The organism is Clostridium sp. UBA4548, assembly GCF_002387895.1.
Classification (GTDB): Bacteria; Bacillota; Clostridia; order Clostridiales; family Clostridiaceae; genus Clostridium_J.
In genome coordinates this window covers 1-20,388 of the sequence record NZ_DGLI01000008.1, presented here as the reverse complement: position 1 = coordinate 20,388, position 20,388 = coordinate 1, and the positions used below count along the sequence as shown (strand labels likewise).

Annotated in this window: 14 protein-coding genes; 6 read left to right on the top strand and 8 right to left on the bottom strand. The window is 31.3% G+C overall.

Annotated elements, in window-relative coordinates; genetic code table 11:
- From B3040_RS03020 to B3040_RS03010, 3 genes are all read right to left on the bottom strand, one after another.
- On the bottom strand, nucleotides 1–6,849 hold a 6,849-nt coding region (locus tag B3040_RS03020; RefSeq protein WP_291570054.1), incomplete at its 3' end, for a DNRLRE domain-containing protein.
- A gap of 221 nt (nucleotides 6,850–7,070) precedes the next feature.
- The gene (locus tag B3040_RS03015) at nucleotides 7,071–8,561 is read right to left on the bottom strand and encodes a leucyl aminopeptidase (RefSeq protein WP_291570052.1); all 1,491 of its coding nucleotides are present in this window, start codon (nucleotides 8,559–8,561) and stop codon (nucleotides 7,071–7,073) included.
- Nucleotides 8,562–9,033: 472 nt separating this feature from the next.
- Nucleotides 9,034–9,927: a YitT family protein gene (locus B3040_RS03010; protein ID WP_291570049.1), complete on the bottom strand. Its 894-nt coding sequence runs from the start codon at nucleotides 9,925–9,927 to the stop codon at nucleotides 9,034–9,036.
- Between the two features lie 283 nt (nucleotides 9,928–10,210).
- Between B3040_RS03010 and cls the strand changes: the two genes are divergently transcribed.
- Nucleotides 10,211–11,665, top strand: a complete 1,455-nt coding sequence (gene cls, locus B3040_RS03005) for a cardiolipin synthase (protein ID WP_291570046.1) — start codon at nucleotides 10,211–10,213, stop codon at nucleotides 11,663–11,665.
- A gap of 130 nt (nucleotides 11,666–11,795) precedes the next feature.
- Here the strand turns inward: cls and B3040_RS03000 are convergent, their stop codons facing one another.
- The 4 genes from B3040_RS03000 to B3040_RS02985 form a co-directional block, all read right to left on the bottom strand.
- On the bottom strand, nucleotides 11,796–12,473 hold the full coding sequence (locus B3040_RS03000) for a cytochrome c biogenesis CcdA family protein (protein ID WP_291570044.1): 678 nt from the start codon (nucleotides 12,471–12,473) through the stop codon (nucleotides 11,796–11,798).
- Entirely contained in the window at nucleotides 12,466–12,696 is a 231-nt protein-coding gene (locus B3040_RS02995) for a thioredoxin family protein (RefSeq protein ID WP_017413700.1), read from the bottom strand. The genes B3040_RS03000 and B3040_RS02995 overlap by 8 nt, the downstream gene beginning before the upstream one ends.
- A gap of 15 nt (nucleotides 12,697–12,711) precedes the next feature.
- On the bottom strand, nucleotides 12,712–12,900 hold the full coding sequence (locus B3040_RS02990; protein WP_017413701.1) for a hypothetical protein: 189 nt from the start codon (nucleotides 12,898–12,900) through the stop codon (nucleotides 12,712–12,714).
- A 243-nt stretch (nucleotides 12,901–13,143) separates the two neighbouring features.
- Nucleotides 13,144–14,706, bottom strand: coding sequence for a hypothetical protein (locus B3040_RS02985; RefSeq protein WP_291570040.1), 1,563 nt, complete (start codon nucleotides 14,704–14,706; stop codon nucleotides 13,144–13,146).
- 272 nt (nucleotides 14,707–14,978) lie between these two features.
- Here B3040_RS02985 and B3040_RS02980 point away from each other — a divergent pair, with 272 nt between their 5' ends.
- Together B3040_RS02980 and rluF are read left to right on the top strand one after the other, a co-directional pair.
- Nucleotides 14,979–15,557, top strand: a complete 579-nt coding sequence (locus tag B3040_RS02980) for a hypothetical protein (RefSeq protein WP_291570037.1) — start codon at nucleotides 14,979–14,981, stop codon at nucleotides 15,555–15,557.
- A gap of 38 nt (nucleotides 15,558–15,595) precedes the next feature.
- Nucleotides 15,596–16,342, top strand: a complete 747-nt coding sequence (rluF, locus tag B3040_RS02975; protein WP_291570035.1) for a 23S rRNA pseudouridine(2604) synthase RluF — start codon at nucleotides 15,596–15,598, stop codon at nucleotides 16,340–16,342.
- Between the two features lie 174 nt (nucleotides 16,343–16,516).
- On the opposite strand, the gene B3040_RS02970 is transcribed toward rluF, so the two are convergent.
- The gene (locus B3040_RS02970; RefSeq protein WP_291570033.1) at nucleotides 16,517–17,056 is read right to left on the bottom strand and encodes a hypothetical protein; all 540 of its coding nucleotides are present in this window, start codon (nucleotides 17,054–17,056) and stop codon (nucleotides 16,517–16,519) included.
- Between the two features lie 654 nt (nucleotides 17,057–17,710).
- Here B3040_RS02970 and B3040_RS02965 point away from each other — a divergent pair.
- From B3040_RS02965 to B3040_RS02955, 3 genes are all read left to right on the top strand, one after another.
- Nucleotides 17,711–17,878 (top strand): hypothetical protein, encoded by a 168-nt coding sequence (locus B3040_RS02965; protein ID WP_291570031.1) that lies wholly within the window; start codon nucleotides 17,711–17,713, stop codon nucleotides 17,876–17,878.
- Between the two features lie 340 nt (nucleotides 17,879–18,218).
- Nucleotides 18,219–18,695 carry a 2-C-methyl-D-erythritol 2,4-cyclodiphosphate synthase gene (gene ispF / locus B3040_RS02960; protein ID WP_291570029.1) on the top strand — a complete coding sequence of 159 codons (477 nt, stop codon included), beginning with the start codon at nucleotides 18,219–18,221 and terminating at the stop codon, nucleotides 18,693–18,695.
- A 149-nt stretch (nucleotides 18,696–18,844) separates the two neighbouring features.
- On the top strand, nucleotides 18,845–20,388 hold a 1,544-nt coding region (locus B3040_RS02955), incomplete at its 3' end, for a Na/Pi cotransporter family protein (RefSeq protein WP_291570028.1).

The following is a 20,388-nucleotide window of genomic DNA, read 5'->3' as shown; positions in this document are numbered from 1 at the left end:
ATCTATTAATCCTATTATATCACCTTGAGCATTTCTAATGTAGTAGTATTCATTAGTCTTGTAACTTATTTTGCTTGTATAATCCCCTGATACAACAGAACCATTTAAATATGCAGTGCTGCTATTAGTGCTTCCCTCACTTTTCCACACCCCTACATTTTCACTAGGATTACTTAATACCCATAGATATTCTCCTGAAGACTGTTCATTAACCTTCAGTTCTAACCATTGATTATCAGTGTAGTTTTGGAATTGCTTACTAGCAATTGGAGATGCCGAAATAGTAGTATTATAATCAGTCTTCCATTTATACAAACTTAAAGTAAGGTTACCAATATTGTTACTCCAACTTGGACAGTTTACACTTACTCTATCAAATGGCTTTGTCGCATTAAATTTCTCTGCTGCACTGTTTGAACCTGAAAGTTGGATAGCTGTCTCACTACCTACTAACTCATAAAGATCATTACTATAACTATCAGGGGCTCTCAAATTCATTGATAAAAGCTTGCCATTAGCATCATAAGTATAATATACCTTATCCGTTCCATTATCTTCATAAGTTACTTTATCTCCAATAAGGTTATAAGATGTTTTTACACCATTTACAGTTTTTTCAGTTCTTATTCCTGAATCGTCATATTTATAGGTAATAGTTTGTCCAGTTTTGTTTATTGATTTTAATTGCCTACCCATTTCCCACGTGTAAGTATAACCATCATAAGTTAATGGATTTCCAATTTCATCATAGGTAATAGCTTTTCCATTATAAGAAGTTAATTTGTCCTTCCAGTTAGTATCTGTATAACCATAGTTTATAGTTGAAGTTGCAGCTACAGTTATGGGATTTGCAGTTGTGTACGGATATTCAATTTTACTAGTTATATTTCCACCTATGTCATAGGAATAAGTTATTGTTTTATTTGTTACTTTATTATCTTCTCTTATAAGTTCATTTAATTCATTGTAATAGAATTTTATGGGGTTTCCATATTGGCTTATTGTATCTATATTTCCATTTGCATCATAAGTATAATTTATTGTTTTATCATTATTGTATTTTATACTTTCTATCTGTGAACTTTCTGTAGAACCTGGTTTTATTAAATTAATTTTTATTCCTTCAACACTTAATGACTTCCCAGTAGTTCCAGCAATAGCTCCATCCACTACAGGATCCATCCAACCTATTTCTGCTACATGCACTTGATATTGAATATGATATCCTTCTGGAGCTCCCTCAAGTATTACTTGAATAGCTTCAATATTATTTGCTGTATCCCCAGATTGTGTTCCATCATATAGCCAATCGCTCTCCCACCCAACATTTGAGATATGTGCTTTATATTTAACTCTCATACCTGGAATTGCGTTAGTAATTGACACTTTTATTCCCTGCAGTGCTAATTGTTTACCTGTAGTTCCACACTCAGCTCCATTACTTACAGGGTCTTGCCAGCCTTGTGATTGAACAAGTCCTTGATAAGATAAATTTGTATTGCTAACTGTTCCTTTTCTATAATTATAGCTAGTGTTATATGTTGAAGAACCTAAAACTATTCCTTTATTTTTTAATCTTCCTAATGTGTCATAACTATAAGATATATTAGACTCTACCCCCTTATTGTAAGTTACTGAATTTGCTCTATTGTCTTTATCAAATCCATAATTAGTTGTATAGATTTTATCTGTTATTTTCTCAGTTATTCTATTTGTATTGTTGTTATTGTCGTAACCATATGCTGTGTAATTTCCATTTGATTCATCTACTTTAGTTAATCTATTAGATAAGTCATAACTATACAAATAATTAACTTCATTTATAAAGTCTTGCTTATAACCAAGGTTTGAATTAGCATCATATTTATAGCTATTTCTTAGCTTAACTACTTTAATTTTAATTGCTTCAATTTTTAATCCTTGTCCAGTAGTCCCTGATAATTCTCCATCAGTAACAGGATTCATCCAACCTATTCCTTGAACATTAACTTGGTATTGAACTATATATCCTATTGGTGCTCCCTCAAGCTTTATTCTTACAGCTTCCATCCTTAACCCTTGACCTATTGTTCCTGCTGTAGCACCGTCAGAGACCCAATTTTGCCAACCTAATTCTTGAACGTGAGCTTGATATTTTATATGCATTCCAGCAGGTACGTCAGTCAAACTTATTGATAGTGACTCTAGCCCCAAATTTTGCCCAATTGTTCCAAGAATACTATCATTACCATTAACAGTTTTAATTCCCATCTTTTCAATATTTCCACTATAGGTTATATGATGATTATTTTCATTTCCATAATAATTTCCTATTAGATTATCATAACCATCATATATATTTCCAACCTTTCGACCATTCCCATAGGTTGAATTAAGTAATTTTCCACTTCTTTCTTCAATTGTATTAGTAATTAAATTTTGTGACCCAACAGAAACTGAAGTATTATTACCAAGAGAATCATATCCAAAGTTATAATTAAAATCGTTATGAGTTACTGTTTTGATCCTATCATTTTCATAACTATAAGAATTTTTAATTGTTTGAGTACCAGCCACTTTAGAAGCTTCTGTGAGTCTATTTAATATATCATAAGTATAACTAGTAGACTTTCCTTTTGCATCTGTAACACTATCTAAAGTACCTTTTGTTTGATTATAATTATACGCAACTTTATTGCCAAAGCTGTCAAACATAGAACTTATATAGTTTCCATTAGCGGTGTAATTAGCGGATGACCCTATTTGATTAGTGCCATCATCTACTGCTGCTGATAATGGATTACCATAACTATCATAGTTAAACTTATAGTTTTTATTTTCTGCGGTAGTTGCTTTTGTAACATTATGTTTTGTATCATAATCATATTTAAATTCATTTCCTTTAGGATCCGTAGTGCTTATTAAATCATTTGTTCCATTGTATTTAAAGGTACTATTTCTTTGAGAAATATCTTTTACTGAAATTAGATTACCCTTATCATCATAAGCAAAACTATCTCCAAATTCTTCTTTATAGAATTGGATTCCATCAAAATAAGCGGTGTTGGCATTATTTGAATAAAATATATTCATATCTACTCGAGTGTAATCCATAGGAGCCTTAACTATTTCACTAATATACTGCCAATCATGATTATTTTTATTAAACGGTACTATTACCCACTTGACCTGGGATCCATTTACAAATGCCACACTTATATCAAAAACACCTTTTGGCACTGAATCAGCCTTAGCCCATGCACTTAAGTTAAAAGTATCGCCAGTTTTTCCGCTAAGATAAATTGCACTACCAATACTTTTACTCTTATTATATCCTCCAATTATCTTAAGAACATTATTGTCAAGAATGCTTGGATGACTACTATCCGAGGTGCTAACTAGAGAATCACCTGTTTCTAAACTATTATTCCACCACCAATCAGGTATAGTTCCTGTTCCTGAAAAGTCCCCATTTTCAACTAAATTATATCTATTGGCTATGCAGCCTTCCTCGAGCTGCAGGTCATCAAAATAAGCAATTCCTGTTTCTAGTGTAAGTTCTGGCCTTATTATTGCCCTTGCGATAGGTGTATCCGCTGGCAATGTAAATGTAACTTGAAGCCTTTGCCAAGCATGACTTCCATTTATACTTTTTGAAAACTTCTCTTCATAAGTGCCATCACTCTTTAAATAATGAACTGCAAGCTTTGCCCCATTATTATTTGTGTTTGATACTGTTACTGTTTTTACATATGCTGAAAGTGTATATGTTTTTCCAGGAGTTAGATTTACTTCTTGTTGCATATATTGCTTAGAAATATTATTAGTCTTTGATATTTTTATACTTTGATTTCCATAATGTTTATCTTCTGATGTTATGACTCCGCTTCCTGCTCCGCCATCTGAAGCCACAGTCCAATTTGTTGATTTTTCACATCCATGATTAGGTAAAATATTATTTACGGTTTTTTGTAGTTTTGATTCTGTTGTTAATTTCTTTGAATTTTCACTATCGCCATATTTATAATGCTGGGCATTGCCTTCGGCATCTTTAACATTTATGGTTTTCCCTAAATTGTCAAATTGATAAGTATTTACTCTACCAGATATGTCTGTGAATGTAGTTAAATTCCTTCCATAATTTATAATTAAACTCTCACCCTGTGTACCATTATTATGATTCTGTGAAACAGTATTTACTCTATATGGCTGTGAATTATAGTAAGTATAGGAGATTTTTAACCCATCAAAATTTATAGCTTCTTTAAGATTATTATTAATATCATACTGATATGTTGTCTTTTTTCCATCTGGATACGTTATTGTTTCAAGGTTATAAGGCCAATTTGCCCCATAAGTAAAGCTAGTTTTTTTATTATCTGGATCTATAATACTAGTTAAGGTTCCATAGGGATTACTTTGAAAAATAGTTTGTCTACCAGCTCCATCAGTTACCTTTGTCAATGTTTTACCATTGTAAGTCATTACCAACTCATTTTTATTTGCATCTATAATTTTATATAATAATCCATTTCCTAAAAAAACTAATTTATTATCTTTAGTGTCCTTTATCAAATATCCTATATCAATTCCATTGTTATAATTTAATTCTAAAGTTAATTCCTGATTAAACTCTTCTTTATATTTACCTGTTGTGGAATCAAGTTTAAAATAATGTTTTGTTCCGTCCTCATCAGTATACATGTAGTGTTGCTTGTCTTGGATAACTTTGGGTTCAATGATTTGACTAAGATTAAGTCTCCAACCTGCACCATAAAAGCTTGATGTATCACTAAAACTCGGAAATGTCTTTTCAGTTTTATAATTGCTATTAAAAACATGAGTAATATTAACAGGCATTCTACTCCCATTCATAATTAAATCATTATGCTTAAGTATTAAATTACCATTATAATCGTTAATATATCCTGTGCCAGCTCTTCCTATGTCTTGGGAATGGTATGTCCAGTAGTTTTCAAGTCCAGAGTTATTTATATACTTCACTATAATTCTAGGCCTTGCTCCTCTATAATAATCATCCATGTCAGCAGACCAAAACGCAGAATTTTCTATACTTTCATTAGTGCTCTTTAACATTAACCCGTAGTTGTTTCCTGTTAAATACCAGGACTTCACCATTTCTGTTACATCCCAAGAAAACCACTTACTAGCTTCATTAGCAATGCTATAATCTTCTATAGTAGAATCAACAGAAGGCTGATTACTCCATGCCAAATTATGATTCTCATCTGAAATCCAGTGACTTGTTACCTTATGTACACTAATTGCATTCTCTACAGGAGCTTCATATGAAAATAAATCTAATTGAGCTGCAACCACCATATCTGCTGTAGTTATACTAGGAATATTAAATTTTATTAAGCTTCTTATAGTTCCTGATGTTTTGTGTTTTCCAACTCTCAAATACTGATTATTATATTTATTGTCTGGGTCTGCTACTGATGTTACAAAAGTATCCATAATACCATTTCTACTTAAATCTGTTTCTATATCTGGATCTATAGTTACTGGATAAGCTCTATTTTTATCATTAAGCCATTCCTTGCTAGGAATTAAAATTAATGAGTATCCTTTTTTTGTTTCCTCAACCTTTACTTGAATATCTGTACTTTCTATTCCTTTTGAGTCAAACATAAAAGGGGCTTTTATTAAGAATATTTCTTTTGATTTATCATTCTTATCATAAAAAATAACAGAGTTGTCTTCCTGTTTTACTGCCGTAAGATTTTTAACCTCTATATTATAAGTGAATATACTATCTTCTATATTTTTATTTATAATTAGGTTTTCCTTCACCTTGTCTGAGACAAGCTGATAATTTAAGTCTACGTCCTTTAATATGTTTCTAAAATTAACACTTGAGGTTATGTTTGGAAGAATCTTTTTCTTTTCATTTTCTACTATATTTTGTTTTTCTAAGTTTTTTTCACTTTTACTTTTTAATGAAGCATTTTTACTATTATTTACTATGCCATTAGCCTTTTCTTCAATTTCCTTATTAATTTTATTTTCATTATATTCTGATAACTCTCCAGTTACTTTTGCAGCATTTTGAAGGCTCCAAGATATTTCATACTTATCCTTTGATATAGTTACAAGTCTTTTGGAATCTCCTTTTTTAGCAAGTTTAAACTTAAAGCTATTTGACTTATTTTCAAATACCTTTTCTGCCTCTTTTCCCTTGCTTTTACCAAAATTTAATATACTATTATTTTTTTCTGCCTGAGAACTAGGATTGTTCTGCTGACCAGAGGCTTGTACATTATCCTGTGGTAAAGGTTTGTTCTTTGCCTCCTCAGTTTTAGTATCAGGTTTTTCCTCTGCCTTAGGAGTTTCTTTTTCCTTACTTTCAGGAGTAACTTTATCTTCTGTCTTGGGTACTTCTTTACTCTCGCCTTCAGAGGTTTTTATTTCAGAACTAGATTCTTTCTTACTTTCATCTTCAGATGTCTTTTTCTCCTCTACCTTTGGACTTTCTTTGACTTCCTGTTCATTAACTAATTCTTCATCTAATGTCCTCTTATCCATAGTTTCACTTAAGGAGTTATCTATATCCTTCCACTGACCATCTTTAAAATAATGGACTGGATAATTATAAATTACTGCTTCGTAGGTTTTATCCTCCAATAGATAGTGTTTTATATTGGGTTCTCTTTTTTCTTCTACCTCATCAACTATTTTCACAGCAGCCTTTTCAGCTTCTGTTATTTCCTCATTTGTTTTACTTTGATTGCTTTCTATTTTTTCAGGCTTAGTATTAATATCACTAGCTAAAACCTGAAAAGGCATTGTAGTTGTAAGGAATGTAATTAATGTAGCTACAACTATTAACCTTTTAAATTTCCCCATATTATTCTCCCCTTATTTATAATTAGTTATTTTTCATCATTATATCCTAAACACACACTCGAAGTAACGCGAAATATGTAACATAAAATTTATTTTCTTAGTTGGCTTTTGGCATTTTCTTTCCCTTGTATTAAATCAAATTAAAATTTTATATTATCTATTAGAGTTTATTGCATTAAAAAGGAGCCGGTATTAACCAGCTCCCTTATTATTAGAACTTTTTATTGATTTTTAACTAGAGTATATAAAAGCCTTGCTCCACTTCCTGTTGCTCCACTTGAATGATATTCTGTTGGTGGTTTTTCACCAGCACAAGTTCCTGCTATATCAAGGTGTAGCCAAGGTTTGCTTTCTACAAATTCTCCAATGAATAAACCTGCTGTGATGGTACCTGCTCTTGGTCCTCCAATGTTTTTAAGATCTGCTACTTCTCCTTTAATTTGTTCTTTGTACTCATCAAAGGATGGTAGTTTCCAAACCTTTTCTGCAACTTCTTTTGAAGCTTCTTCTAAGCTGTTATAGAAGTTATCATCATTAGTAACTACTCCAATAGCTGCACTGCCAAGGGCTGTGACCACTGCACCTGTTAAAGTTGCAATGTCTACAACTCTGCTTACTTTTTCATTTCTAATGATGTAGGTTACTGCATCTACCAATGTAAGTCTTCCTTCTGCATCAGTATTTAATACTTCAATGGTTTTTCCTGCCATTGAACCTATTATGTCTCCTGGTCTATAGGCTTCTCCAGAAATCATATTTTCGCAAGCTGCAACTACAGCCACTACATTTTTCTTAAGCTTCATTTTTCCAATAGTGCTCATTGCACCAATTACCGCTGCTGCTCCACCCATATCTGTTTTCATGTTTGCCATGCTTTGACCTGGTTTTATGCAGTATCCACCTGTGTCAAAGGTTAAGCCTTTTCCTACAAGTCCAAATATCTCCTCTGGATTCTCACTACCTCCCATATGTCTCATTACAATTAACTTTGGCTCATTTGCTGATCCCTTAGCCACTGCCATGTAAGCCTCCATGCCTAAGCTAATTATTTCATCTTTATTATAAACCTTAACTTCAAAGCCATAATCCTCACCAGTTTTTTCTGCTCTTTTTGCAAGTTCTGCTGGAGTTAATATGTTTGCAGGCTCATTTACTAAAGCTCTTGCTATTAAGTTTCCTTCTCCTAGGGCAACACCTTCTTTTACTGCTGCTTCTAATATACTTACATCACACTGACTGCAACATAATAAGGTTACAGCATTTAAAGTTACAGGCTTCTTATCACTTTTGTAAGTGTCAAAGGTATAAGTGGCCATGGTTATAGCTTCCCCTATAGCCTTTGCTGCTATTTCCATATCAAAATGTTTTCTTAGTGCAGGTACATTAATCTCTAAAGTAGCTGCCTTTAGTCTCATGGATTCCTTAACTAATTTTCCAAGGCTTTTTCTAATAGTTTCTGCTGTTAACTCTTCCCCTTTACCAGCACCTACTAAAATTAATTTACTTGGAGCTTCTTTTCTAAGTAAATTAACAGTATATAGTTCTCCCTTTTTACCAGTGAATTCTTTATTTTCTATTACATAAGAAATTGCATTATTTATAGCTTCATCCTCAAACTTCATATGAAAATCTTCTTTAGATTCGAACATAAGAATTGCTTTAACTTCTGCAGTTTCTTTGTACTCATTAAATTTTGCTACTCTAATATCCATAATATCACCCTTTCATCTACTATAATTATTCTCTTATAAGTTTAGTTCTATAAAGGATTTTTAATTCCTTCTTTTTTTGTGAGTTAATAGAAATTTAATATTATTTAATAATCATTATTAAATCGTATTTCTAATTAACAATCCTAACTTATGAGGTTTCTTAAGAGTTTAGGAAACTTATCTTTCCAACATGTCGTTAAGTTTCATATATAAGAGTTATCTTTAAATATCAAAGAAGTATCCTATACCTATAAGTCTTAACTTTAACATGTACCTAAAAGGATATGCAACTTATAAAAGCCCTATGCCAAAATCCATAAGCTTTTTTATTCTAATACTTTTAAATAAAATAACCCTAAGAAAATAGGTTTTTCTACTTTCTTAGGGCTTAGTATAGGTTTTAATTATAACCTTCATATGGGAAACCAAAGCTAAGACTTATCTAAAAGGTAAAGTCTTATGTTATTAGTGTTTAAGCTTCATTCTTTGGAATATCAAATTGTGGTTCTGTGAAGCCTCTTCCCACTACTTCTCTTACGTCTGTGATGGTTATAAAGGCCTTGTCATCTATACTGGTTACAACCTTTTGTAGTGCTACTATTTGATTTTTAGAACAAACTACAAATAATATTCTTTTATCTCCACCAGTGTACATACCTGTACCATTAATTCCTGTTACCCCTCTGTTTAATTCTTTCATTAAGGCTACAGATACTTCTTCTGATTTAGTTGATATAATGTGTACTGCCTTGGAGTAATTAATACCCTCAAGGACACTGTTTATCACCTTAGAAATAATAAATACTGAAATTAAGGCATACATGGCCTTTTCTACTCCAAATACAAAAAGTCCAACAGTGATTATTACCGAATCTATACCTAACATTATATTTGAGATTTGCAGCCTTCTAAAATAATGTTTAATTATTGTGGCTAAAAGATCTGTTCCCCCAGTAGTTGCTGAGGCTCTCAATACTAGTCCAATACCTACGCCTACTAAGACTCCTCCAAATACAGCAGCTATTAAAAGGTCTGCTTTTACTGCTGGAATATAACTTGTATACCAAAGTGCTAGAGATAAAAACCCTGCAGCAAATATAGATTTACCTGCAAAGGATTTACCCTTTAGTTTTATTCCTATTATAAATAATGGGATATTTACTAAAAGGTTTGTAAGCCATAGGGGAACTCCAAAGCCAAGGGTGTTTTTAGAAACATATTCTACTACAATGGCTAGACCTGACAATCCTCCTGTTACTAAGTGGTAGGGCGAATAAAATATATTAATTCCCATAGCTGTTATAGTAGTTCCTATAACTATCATTAAGTATTTTATTAATTCTTCTTTGTTGTTTGCTTTATTCATTTCATAGCTCCCTTCATTAATTTTTTCCCCTAGTATGTTATAACATACTTTCAGTATATACAAAACAGCTTATTATTAATTTTAAATAAAATTAACAATGAAGCCCCCTTGAATTATATTTCTTCTAATTGGATATAACTATAGGTGTTACCCCCTACAAAATACCCTTAATGTTTCTAATTTGATTCTCAATATATTAAGTTTTTACATATATTGATAATTTTTCACATTACCTTTAAACTATATATTGTAGATAGATTAATAAACTTATTAAGGAGACGCTATGAATGCATATAACATATTTATAAGTATTGTAAATATAGTATTTGTTATAAATATCATATTTGCAATAATTGTTATACTTTTTGAAAGAAGAAATGCCAGTAACACTTGGACTTGGCTTATGATTATGCTATTTATCCCTGTGCTGGGCTTTATCTTTTATTTGTTCTTTGGTCAGGACCTGAGGCGTAAAAAGTTCTTTTATTTAAAGAAAGAAGAAGAAGAAAATCTTCTTGCTATTGTTTCTGAACAAAAGCATATCTTAAATAATGAAAATCTCATAAATCAAAATGATCTCCTTCATGATTATCATGATGTAATTACTTTAAACCTTTATAGTGACAACTCTATATTTACTACTAATAATGAAATTGAAATTTTGAATAATGGTCATGAAAAGTTTCCTAAATTAATTAAGCATCTTAAGAATGCCAAAAAATATATTCATTTAGAGTACTATATTTTTAATGATGACGATTTAGGAAATGAAATTTTAAATATTCTTATTGAAAAGGCCAAAGAAGGTTTGGATGTTAAGGTTTTATATGATGGTATGGGTTGCCTACATAATAACGTAAAGTTCTTTGAAAGATTACGAAGTGCTGGGGGCTCAGTTGTTTGTTTTTTTCCACCCTTTATTCCTTATATAAATATTAGGATTAATTACAGAAACCACAGAAAAATATGTATTATTGATGGTGAACACGGTTTTGTTGGCGGTTTAAATATTGGAGATGAATATTTAGGTCGCTCTAAAAGATTTGGCTTTTGGAGAGATATTCACCTTTATTTAAGAGGTGATGCTTTAGATTCCCTTCAAATAAGATTTCTTTTAGATTGGCGATTTGCAGCTGGGGAAGATTTTGTTATGGATCAAAAGTACTTTCCTAAAAGAGATAGAATTAATCATAAGGGAGTTCAAATTATCACTAGTGGCCCTGACTCAAAATGGTGTTCTATTAGAAACTCTTATCTTAGATTAATTTATAAGGCTCAAAAAAGTATTTATATTGAAACCCCTTATTTTGTTCCTGATGAGAGTATTTTAACGGCTTTAAAAATTTCTGCCCTATCAGGAATAGATGTAAGAATAATAATCCCTTGCAAGCCAGATCATCCTTTTGTATATTGGGCCTCTAAGTCTTATATCTGGGACTTAATGGACTCTGGGGCGAAGTGTTATACCTATGATAATGGTTTTATCCACAGTAAAATGATTTCTATTGATGGAAAAGTTTGTTGCGTAGGCTCTGCTAATATGGATATTAGAAGCTTTAGCCTTAACTTTGAAGTTAGTGCCATAGTTTATGATGAAGCAACTTCTTTAAAGCTAGAAGAAGCCTTTAAGCAAGACTTACTGAAATCCACCCTATTGACTAAGGATCATTATAATAACAGAGGAATTATTATAAGATTTAAAGAGTCCGTATCAAGGCTCCTCTCTCCTATTCTTTAATAATAGTTTGGAACAGTGCTTCTATCACACAATTTATATTATAAATAACAAAAAGCCACTGAAGTTAAAGCTAATGCATCTTTAACTTCAGTGGCTTTACTTATAAGCTTTTAAGCTGTTTTTCTACTTTTTACATTCCTAAATATAAAAGGTATAGTCCTATAAATATAACTAGTATACCAAAACAAATTTTTAGTATGTTTCCTACTTTAAAGTACCTAGGTGAGCTTTGCAGTGTTTCAATAAAGCCTACTGAAGTGCCTGCAATTACAATTAAAATACAATGCCCAACGGAATAAAGTAATAACATTAATATTCCTAAAACTATATTGCCGCTACTTGCTACAAAGGCAAGAATGGCTGCAAGAATTGGTGTAGCACAAGGTGAGGATAATACTCCTCCTAGTATTCCTAGAAAGAAGGCCCCTACTACTCCTTTACTGGTTCTTGGAACTTTGCAAGAATTACTTTCTTTACTGCCGAGGACTCCTATGGTCTTTAAGCCTACAAACATCATTATGACTCCAAGTGCTAGATACCACAGTTTTCCCCCACCAGCAAAAAACTTTCCTAGAACTGCTGAGGCTACTCCTAAGGCAACAAAGGTAAATATAAGCCCTAGTGAAAATACTAAAGAATATTTTAAAGCTAAGTTTTTATTTTTCTTTCCATTAGCCTCAACATATCCAATAACTAAAGGTACCGTTGATAGTAAGCACGGACTAAAGGATGACACTATTCCAGCTACAAAGGATGCTATTAAAGCTATAAAAATATTTCCTGATATGAGAGCTGTTAAATCATTCATCTAAGTTAACCCCCATTTCCTTAAATATTTCCTTTATTCTATTTTCATCAGTAGCTCCTGTATATCCTTTATACACCTGTTTTTCCGCCTTAAAGAATATGGTAGTTGGCACTACACTTACTCTATACTCATAAGCATACTCGGGATATTTCTCTAAATCTATTTTTACAACATTGACTTTGTCCTTATACTTTGGCGCAAATTCTCTTAACACAGCTTCCATCTGCTTACAAGCTGGTCATGTATTAGTACTTAAAGTCATTAAGGTAGGAAGTTTGGTATTAATATTTTCCATAGATGTGTATATATAATCATTACCTTCTAGAGATTTTAACCCTCCAGCTTTGTATATATTTTTATAATAATACATGCCTCCAATGGCAATTATTATAATCCCTATAATAACTCCTTTTAACCAATTTTTCATTCAGTTCCTCCTTTTCTTTTTTATAATTATATCTAAGTTTAAGACTGTGGTCTATTAAAAATATATTGTTAAATTTAAACAAATATATCTTTTTAATGAGGAACTTAATTTATTTATTTTAATAATTTCATAACAAAATTCTATGTACTTCTAAAAGTACTTATAGCCTTATTCACCAGTAAGGCTATAAAAGGAAGGCAGCAACAAGTTTATTCTTATTGCTACCTTTTATACTTTTTACCACTATGCTATAAAAGGAACGAATACTGCCAAGGTTAATACAGTATCTATAATTAAGGCAATAGAAAATTTGATTATTATCATATCTTCTGTTTCCTTTTTAAATAATAGATATCCAAAGGCATAACTAAGTATTCCAAGTATGGCACAAATCACTATACCAATTGCTTTGTAGGATAGTGGAGGTGGTAATAGTGCTAAGTAATCAGCATAGGATATTTTTAAGATGCTGCTGGTTTTCAAAATTATTGCAATAGCTGATAGCACTAAGAATCCTTTTAACTTCTTCTTTTCAGAGTAGGAGTAATCGAAGAAACTATAAACCCCTGCTACTATTGCAATTGGGAAAACCCATCTTAACCCATAAACAAAAACAAAGGATATACTATATAATAGTCCTTCTAAAGTTGTCCATATTGCTTCCGTTATTTCCGAACTTCTTATACCATTATTTGCATTCTTAAATGCTTCATTGGTTGAAGCAATGTTTACATCGTAACTTCCACTTTTACTAAAGCTAATAAAAGATACATAATCTTCTTCCACATAAGGGTATATGGTTAATTCTCTTAATCTAGAAACAAATTCTATGTCCTTAGTAGCTCCATCCTTAAAGGTAAATGAAACTATACTTGGCTCAGTACTTTTTCTTCCAACTGGCCTTTCACTAGTTCCATAAAATTTTCCACCCTCTTCTGAATATACTCCTACATTATCATAAATAACTATAGAATCATTAACATAGACTTGCTTAAACTTAGAGGAACTTCCATCTAAATTAAATTCTATGCCTTTACATCCTGAAAATTCATTTTTCATCATTTCTTCTAGTAAAATATATCCCTTTACTCCGTCTGTAGAGCAGGATATTTTGTTATAGGATACTGAGTCTGGTTTGTTAAGACTTATTGCTAACTTAGGTTCTGTAGCCTTTCCATTTTCTACTTGAAAAAATTTAAAGCTTTCCTTCCCTTCTAGGTAGGATATAAAGAATCCAGTTTTTGTCTTGCTTCCTGCAATCATACCTATATCCTTAGCTGGAACACTAACTTCTTCTTGTGACTGAGAATTTACTACTGTTATTTTATCCTCATAAGCAGCAAGATAGTTATTACTATTTAACTCGTAAATTTCATTTACCTTTTCAACTTTATCTTTTGTGATTAAGTTTAGATCTTTATCTAAGAACAACCTGTCCATATATCCAACTCCATTTTTAGTAGAGTTATATGCTAACATGTATCCATCTTTAGTTTTTAAAAATAAAATATTTTTTATAAATTCCTCTTCAACAGGATACTCTTTAGCTTCTTTTACCTTTCCATCTAGCGCTGAAACAGATATATGTAGCTTCTTTTCATCTGAATATCCAACTAGTAGTCTATCCTCTTCCTTTATAAGAATAGGATTAATATTTGATTTAGCATAACCAACTTTAACTTCTTTACTCCATAGTTTAGATGGTGGGTTTTTCAACAGATTAAAATTATAAATATAATGAAATCCTAATATGACTAAAAATACTAGTCCAATAGCTGCCCCCACTTTACTTGTTGTTTTTTTCATCCCTTTATCCCCCAAATTTACAAAATATTAAAAATGTTATAACTGTTATTATACTATCTTGGTTTTTAATATTCAAATTATATTTTTTTGAACAATTTTAACTACTTGAAATCCCCCTGATTTTCCCATAATATTAAGTATATAAAAGTAAATATGAGACTTTGTGTGAATAGCTTGAAATTTTTCTCTTAGAGCTTATTTTCTTAAGCCTTTGCTATGAACCCATAAAGTCTTCAATTTATAAATATATTATATTTAGCGGGGATAATTATATGATTAAAAGTGGTAAGGTATTGAACTTTGATGATGATAAAGTTTATTTGATGACTGAGGATAAAGAATTTATAACAGTTAAAAGAACTAATGAAACACCTGTTAAAGATGAAACCTATAGTGGAGAGGAAATTACCCCTCCTTCCAAATTGGTACTTTTTTTATCCATCCTTATAATAGTTTCTATAACAGGAATATATCTTGTTAAGTTCTTATTTTTTAGAGCTGATGCTTCTATTGTGGTGTCCTTTAATTCAAATATTAAAATAGGTATTAATAATAATAAGATTGTTGATATAGCAAGTATTGGTGGAGACTCTTTAGATTTAGTGGCAGAATCCTCTGTTAAGGGCAACGAAATAAACGAAGGTCTTATTATACTTTTTGACGAGGCCTTAAAGGAAAATCTACTAGACACATATACAGGTTATGATAGGGGAAAAGTAAATGTGTATATAACTAAGGCTGGTCACAAAGAACCTCTTAATTTTACTAAGTTTATCGATTATGCTTATGAGCATAACTATGATATTGTGGTAAATAAAAATGATAATAGAATTTCTCTTGTACCAAATTAATTTGTAATTCTATTATCTATACATTTGAAGGAGATATTATGACAGTTAATAATGAAAGTTCCATGAGATTAAATAAATATATTAGTGAAAGTGGTATATGCTCAAGAAGGGCTGCCGATAAATTCATAGAAGAAGGTAAAGTCTTTGTAAATGGTGAAAAGGCAGTGGTAGGAGCCAAAGTATATAAGGGTGATAAGGTTGTTGTAAACGGCAGTGATATTAGTCCAAAGGAAAAAAAGATTTACCTTGCCTTTAATAAGCCTGTAGGAATAACTTGTACTACTGAACTACATGTTAAGGGGAATATTATAGATTATATAGGTTTTAAAGAAAGAATTTTCCCCATAGGCAGACTAGATAAGCCCTCTGAAGGATTGATTTTCTTAACTAATGATGGAGATATCGTAAATAAGATCTTAAGAGCTGGAAATAATCATGAGAAGGAATATATAGTTACAGTAGATAAGCCAATTACTACAGAATTTATAAAGAAAATGAGCAATGGTGTGCCTATATTAGACACTGTAACAAAGAAGTGTACATTAAAAAAAGAAGGTACTTATGTATTTAGAATTATTTTAACCCAAGGATTAAATAGACAAATAAGAAGAATGTGTGATTACTTAGGGTACAACGTAACTAAGCTTCAAAGAATAAGAATTATGAATGTAACCTTAAAGGACTTGCCAATTGGTAAGTGGAGATATCTTACTGATGCTGAAATGAACACTATTAATAAATTAGTAGAAACCTCTGTTAAAACCGAAGAGGCTTCTGTTGATTAGAACCTAAAGTCATTAGCCACTGACTTTAAAAAGATAAAAAATAGATGTGTCACTTTGTATACTTACAATTGTGATACATCTATTTTTATAACTATTAACATTATCAAGAAAAATACTATCTAGAATCTCTTGATTATCCTAGCATACCTAGAAAATGCTGTAAGTTCTTATATATTATTTTGCAGCTTCAAGTTCTGCTTTGAATAATTCTGCAAATTGCTTTTGGCTAACCATTTCTTTATTCTCTTTAGCTTCTTTTAAAGCTGGCTCATAGTTATCTGGTATTGTTAAAGTGATTTCATAAACTGTTGTTGGAGCCTTATCATCACCATAAACTACTACATAATCTTTTTCTGTTTTCTCTCCATTTACATTCTTGTAGTATGGATAAACTTTAGCTTTTGCAGCATCAATCTTGTTATCTGCCATAGCTTTGTCTACGATTGCTTTTGCTTTTGCTATGTAAGCTTTTTCATCCTCTTTTTTCATTAATTTTATTGTGTTTATTTCATTATAGAAATAATCTTTATTAGCTGTTCCGTTTAATAGAGAAACAAAGTTATCATAAGTTACTTCAACTTTTTCCTCTGTTTTTGCCTTGCTTTCTGTTTTAGCTGGCTCTGTAGTGTTTCCATTTGTTGCTTTTGAGTTTCCACAAGCTACTATTGAAACCATCATACCTGCTGCTAATACTATTGATAAAACCTTTTTCATTTTAACCCCTCCAAATTCTTCGCTTTGGTAATTTATTCTTATAAGGTTGTCCAACCCAAATTATTATAACACTTATAAAGAATTATTGAAATATTTTATGTATACAGAATATTAATAATCGATGAAGTTTCTGTAATATTTTATTTATTTACTATAAGTTTTCCTGAAGATAATTATTTCTACTATATATTGTAGCTGAAAATAACCAACCTACTACTAATAGTAGGTTGGCTTTTTAAAAGTTATCAACATAGTTTGTGGACAATGTTAGGAGTTTTCCTATAAATTTATTGCTTTACTTCTTACTCACAGTTAAAACTTGCTACATTATCAACATTATCCACAGATGGCATGTTAATAACTTGTGGAACTCCTGTTAATATATAAGATTTAACATATAACTACATATTATATTACTAAATAAGAAAATTCGCTCAACAAATTTTTACATTATTATTACAGATTAAATTTATAATTGTCCACATTATCAACAATAATGTGCATAATTTGTGGACAACTTGCATATAATAATTTATTTGCTTGTTTTTTATAATATTTATAAGCCAATTATTAGGCTATTTATTCAAACATATCCCAAATTATGGTATAATTATATTTAATAAATCCGTTTTTAATGGGTAGGAGGCGTTAGTTTTGGGGAATAACGTAGTTCATGTTGACTTTACCTCTAAGAAAAATACAAATACCAAGAGGAAGTTGAAAAAACGGGGTAGGATTTCTAGGTTGATAAAACTCTTAGATATTTGTGATGATGATAAAAGCCTTTTTCTAAGATCCTTAGCCTTCAGATTCTTTATATAATTAAATAACTTTATTATATTTTTACAGTACGCAATCAGCGTACTTTTTTTATTCTACAAAGTAACTGCATCTTAACTATTCCTATATCCTGAACTAGATAACTTTTATTTATCATTTATGGGTTTTGTGAGAGAGCTTACATATTAATTAGTTGTATAAAAAATTTTCCGGTGCTAATATTATAGATAATAAACTGGCGTTCTATAGGACTTTTAAGGTAATCATTACTTACTTTCTTTCAAAGTCCACAGGGGAATCAAGGTTATGCATAGGTTAAGAGTTGCCCTTGGTTCCTACAAATTATTACTTATTCATATTTAATTGAAGAAAGGGTGTTTTTATGCGAATTGGACTTGGTTACGATGTACATAAGCTTGTTGAAAACAGAGATTTAATACTTGGAGGGGTAACTATCCCTTATGAAAAAGGACTTCTTGGACACTCAGATGCAGATGTTTTAGTTCATGCCATTATGGACAGTCTTCTAGGTGCTGCTGCCTTAGGTGATATAGGAAAGCATTTTCCAGATACAGATGATACTTATAAAGGAATTTCTAGTATAAAACTCTTGGAACATGTAGGTGGTCTTCTTAAGGATAATAACTATAAAATAGGCAATATAGATGCTACAATAATTGCTCAAAAACCTAAAATGCTACCTCATATTCCTAAAATGGTTGAAAATATATCATCAGCTCTTAAAATTGAAAGAAATAGAGTAAATGTTAAAGCTACCACTGAAGAAGGCCTTGGTTTTACTGGTAGTGGTGAAGGAATATCCTCTCAAAGTATATGCCTTTTGGAAAATTTACAATAGTTTTCTACACCTTCCACCACCTTTGTTAAATCTAAGTATGTTACTGTTAAATCTAAGTTAAATTCACCTCACATAAAGTTTACTATTATATAATAGGAATGTAATTTTATTAACAACCTATTTACATATGTTGTATTGGAGGATTATATATGAAAGAACTTATTTTTGGTTTAATAGGTGGAACTGCTCTTTTGATGTATGGTGTAGATAAAATGGGTGAAGGTCTTGAAAAGGCCTCTGGGGAAATGATGAAGAAAATCCTATCTGTACTAACCGGAAATGTATTTAGTGCATTACTAGTTGGAACACTTTTAACAGTGTTAGTTCAAAGCAGTACTGCAATTACGGTTTTAACAGTTGGATTTGTTAACGCGGGCCTTATGAAACTTCCTCAGGCAATAGGTATTATATATGGTGCAAATATTGGTACAACCATTACTGCTCAGCTTATGGCTTTTAGTTTTAAGTTTAAGTTGACAGATATCGCCCTTCCAGTGTTAGGCATTGGTTTTGCTATTAGTTACTTTGCTAAAAACAAAACTCTTAAAAACATTGGTGAAGCCTTAATGGGCTTTGGTATGATGTTCCTTGGATTAAAGATTCTTAATAGCGGAGTTCCTTTCATGAAGGAAAGTGCTGATCTTAGACATTTTTTTGAAATGTATGCTTCTAACCCATTCATTGCAGTATTTCTTGGAGCTGCAGCTACAGCTCTTGTTCACAGTAGTAGTGCTACTGTAGGGTTGGTTATGGTTTTAGGTCAAGCTGGTTTAATAAACTTAGAAACTTCTGTGCTTATAATGCTTGGAGATAACATTGGTACTTGTATCACTGCTCAACTTGCAAGTTTAACAGCTAATCTTCATGCTAGAAGAACAGCTTGGGCACATACTCTATACAATATCATTGGTGTACTTGTATGTTTAATTTTCTTCCCATGGTTTATTAAAGCTATTATAGCGATAACTAACTACCTTCAACCAGGTGTAGCTGGTGATTTAGGTGTTCAAATAGCAAACTCTCACACAATATTTAACGTGCTAAGTGCTGTGTTGTTCCTTCCAATCACTAAGTATTATGTTAAATTCTTAGAAACTGTTATTAGGGGTAAAGATAAAGTTCACCAGGGAGCTATGTATTTAGATAGATTACTACTTAATACTCCAGTGGCTGCCTTTAAAGCTTCTTTATCAGAAATTACTCATGGTTTTGAAATTACAATGGATATGTTAAAGTCAACTATGCTTTCTATCTATAAAAATGATGAAAAACCTCTTGAAGCTGTAAAGAAAAATGAAGAACTTGTTAACGGATTACAAAAGGATGTTACTTTATATATTGTAGATATTTCTAAACAACCTTTAAATGATTCCGAGTCAATTATGGTTCCTGCTATGATTAGTAGCATTAACAATGTAGAGAGAATCGGAGATCATATAATGGATATTCAACAATTGATAACTAATTCTATTCACAACAATGTTGAGTTTAGCGATATAGCTGTTAAAGAGCTACAGGAACTAGAGTCTCTTATCGTGAAAATGTTTGATAATACAATGAAGGGATTAAAAGTTCTTGATATGAACCTAGCTAAACACACAGAAGAGCTAGAGGATGAAGTTGATGCTTTAATTGAACAGCTACAAGCTAACCACTTGAAAAGATTAAATCAAGAGTGTGTAAATAAGTCTGT

Excerpts from the sequence above, each read along its gene's own strand:
- B3040_RS03015 (WP_291570052.1), bottom strand. The coding sequence starts at position 8,561 with ATGGATATTAGAGTAGCAAAATTTAATGAGTACAAAGAAACTGCAGAA.
- B3040_RS03010 (WP_291570049.1), bottom strand. The coding sequence starts at position 9,927 with ATGAATAAAGCAAACAACAAAGAAGAATTAATAAAATACTTAATGATA.
- cls (WP_291570046.1), top strand. The coding sequence starts at position 10,211 with ATGAATGCATATAACATATTTATAAGTATTGTAAATATAGTATTTGTT.
- B3040_RS03000 (WP_291570044.1), bottom strand. The coding sequence starts at position 12,473 with ATGAATGATTTAACAGCTCTCATATCAGGAAATATTTTTATAGCTTTA.
- B3040_RS02995 (WP_017413700.1), bottom strand. The coding sequence starts at position 12,696 with ATGGAAGCTGTGTTAAGAGAATTTGCGCCAAAGTATAAGGACAAAGTC.
- B3040_RS02990 (WP_017413701.1), bottom strand. The coding sequence starts at position 12,900 with ATGAAAAATTGGTTAAAAGGAGTTATTATAGGGATTATAATAATTGCC.
- B3040_RS02985 (WP_291570040.1), bottom strand. The coding sequence starts at position 14,706 with ATGAAAAAAACAACAAGTAAAGTGGGGGCAGCTATTGGACTAGTATTT.
- B3040_RS02980 (WP_291570037.1), top strand. The coding sequence starts at position 14,979 with ATGATTAAAAGTGGTAAGGTATTGAACTTTGATGATGATAAAGTTTAT.
- rluF (WP_291570035.1), top strand. The coding sequence starts at position 15,596 with ATGACAGTTAATAATGAAAGTTCCATGAGATTAAATAAATATATTAGT.
- B3040_RS02970 (WP_291570033.1), bottom strand. The coding sequence starts at position 17,056 with ATGAAAAAGGTTTTATCAATAGTATTAGCAGCAGGTATGATGGTTTCA.
- ispF (WP_291570029.1), top strand. The coding sequence starts at position 18,219 with ATGCGAATTGGACTTGGTTACGATGTACATAAGCTTGTTGAAAACAGA.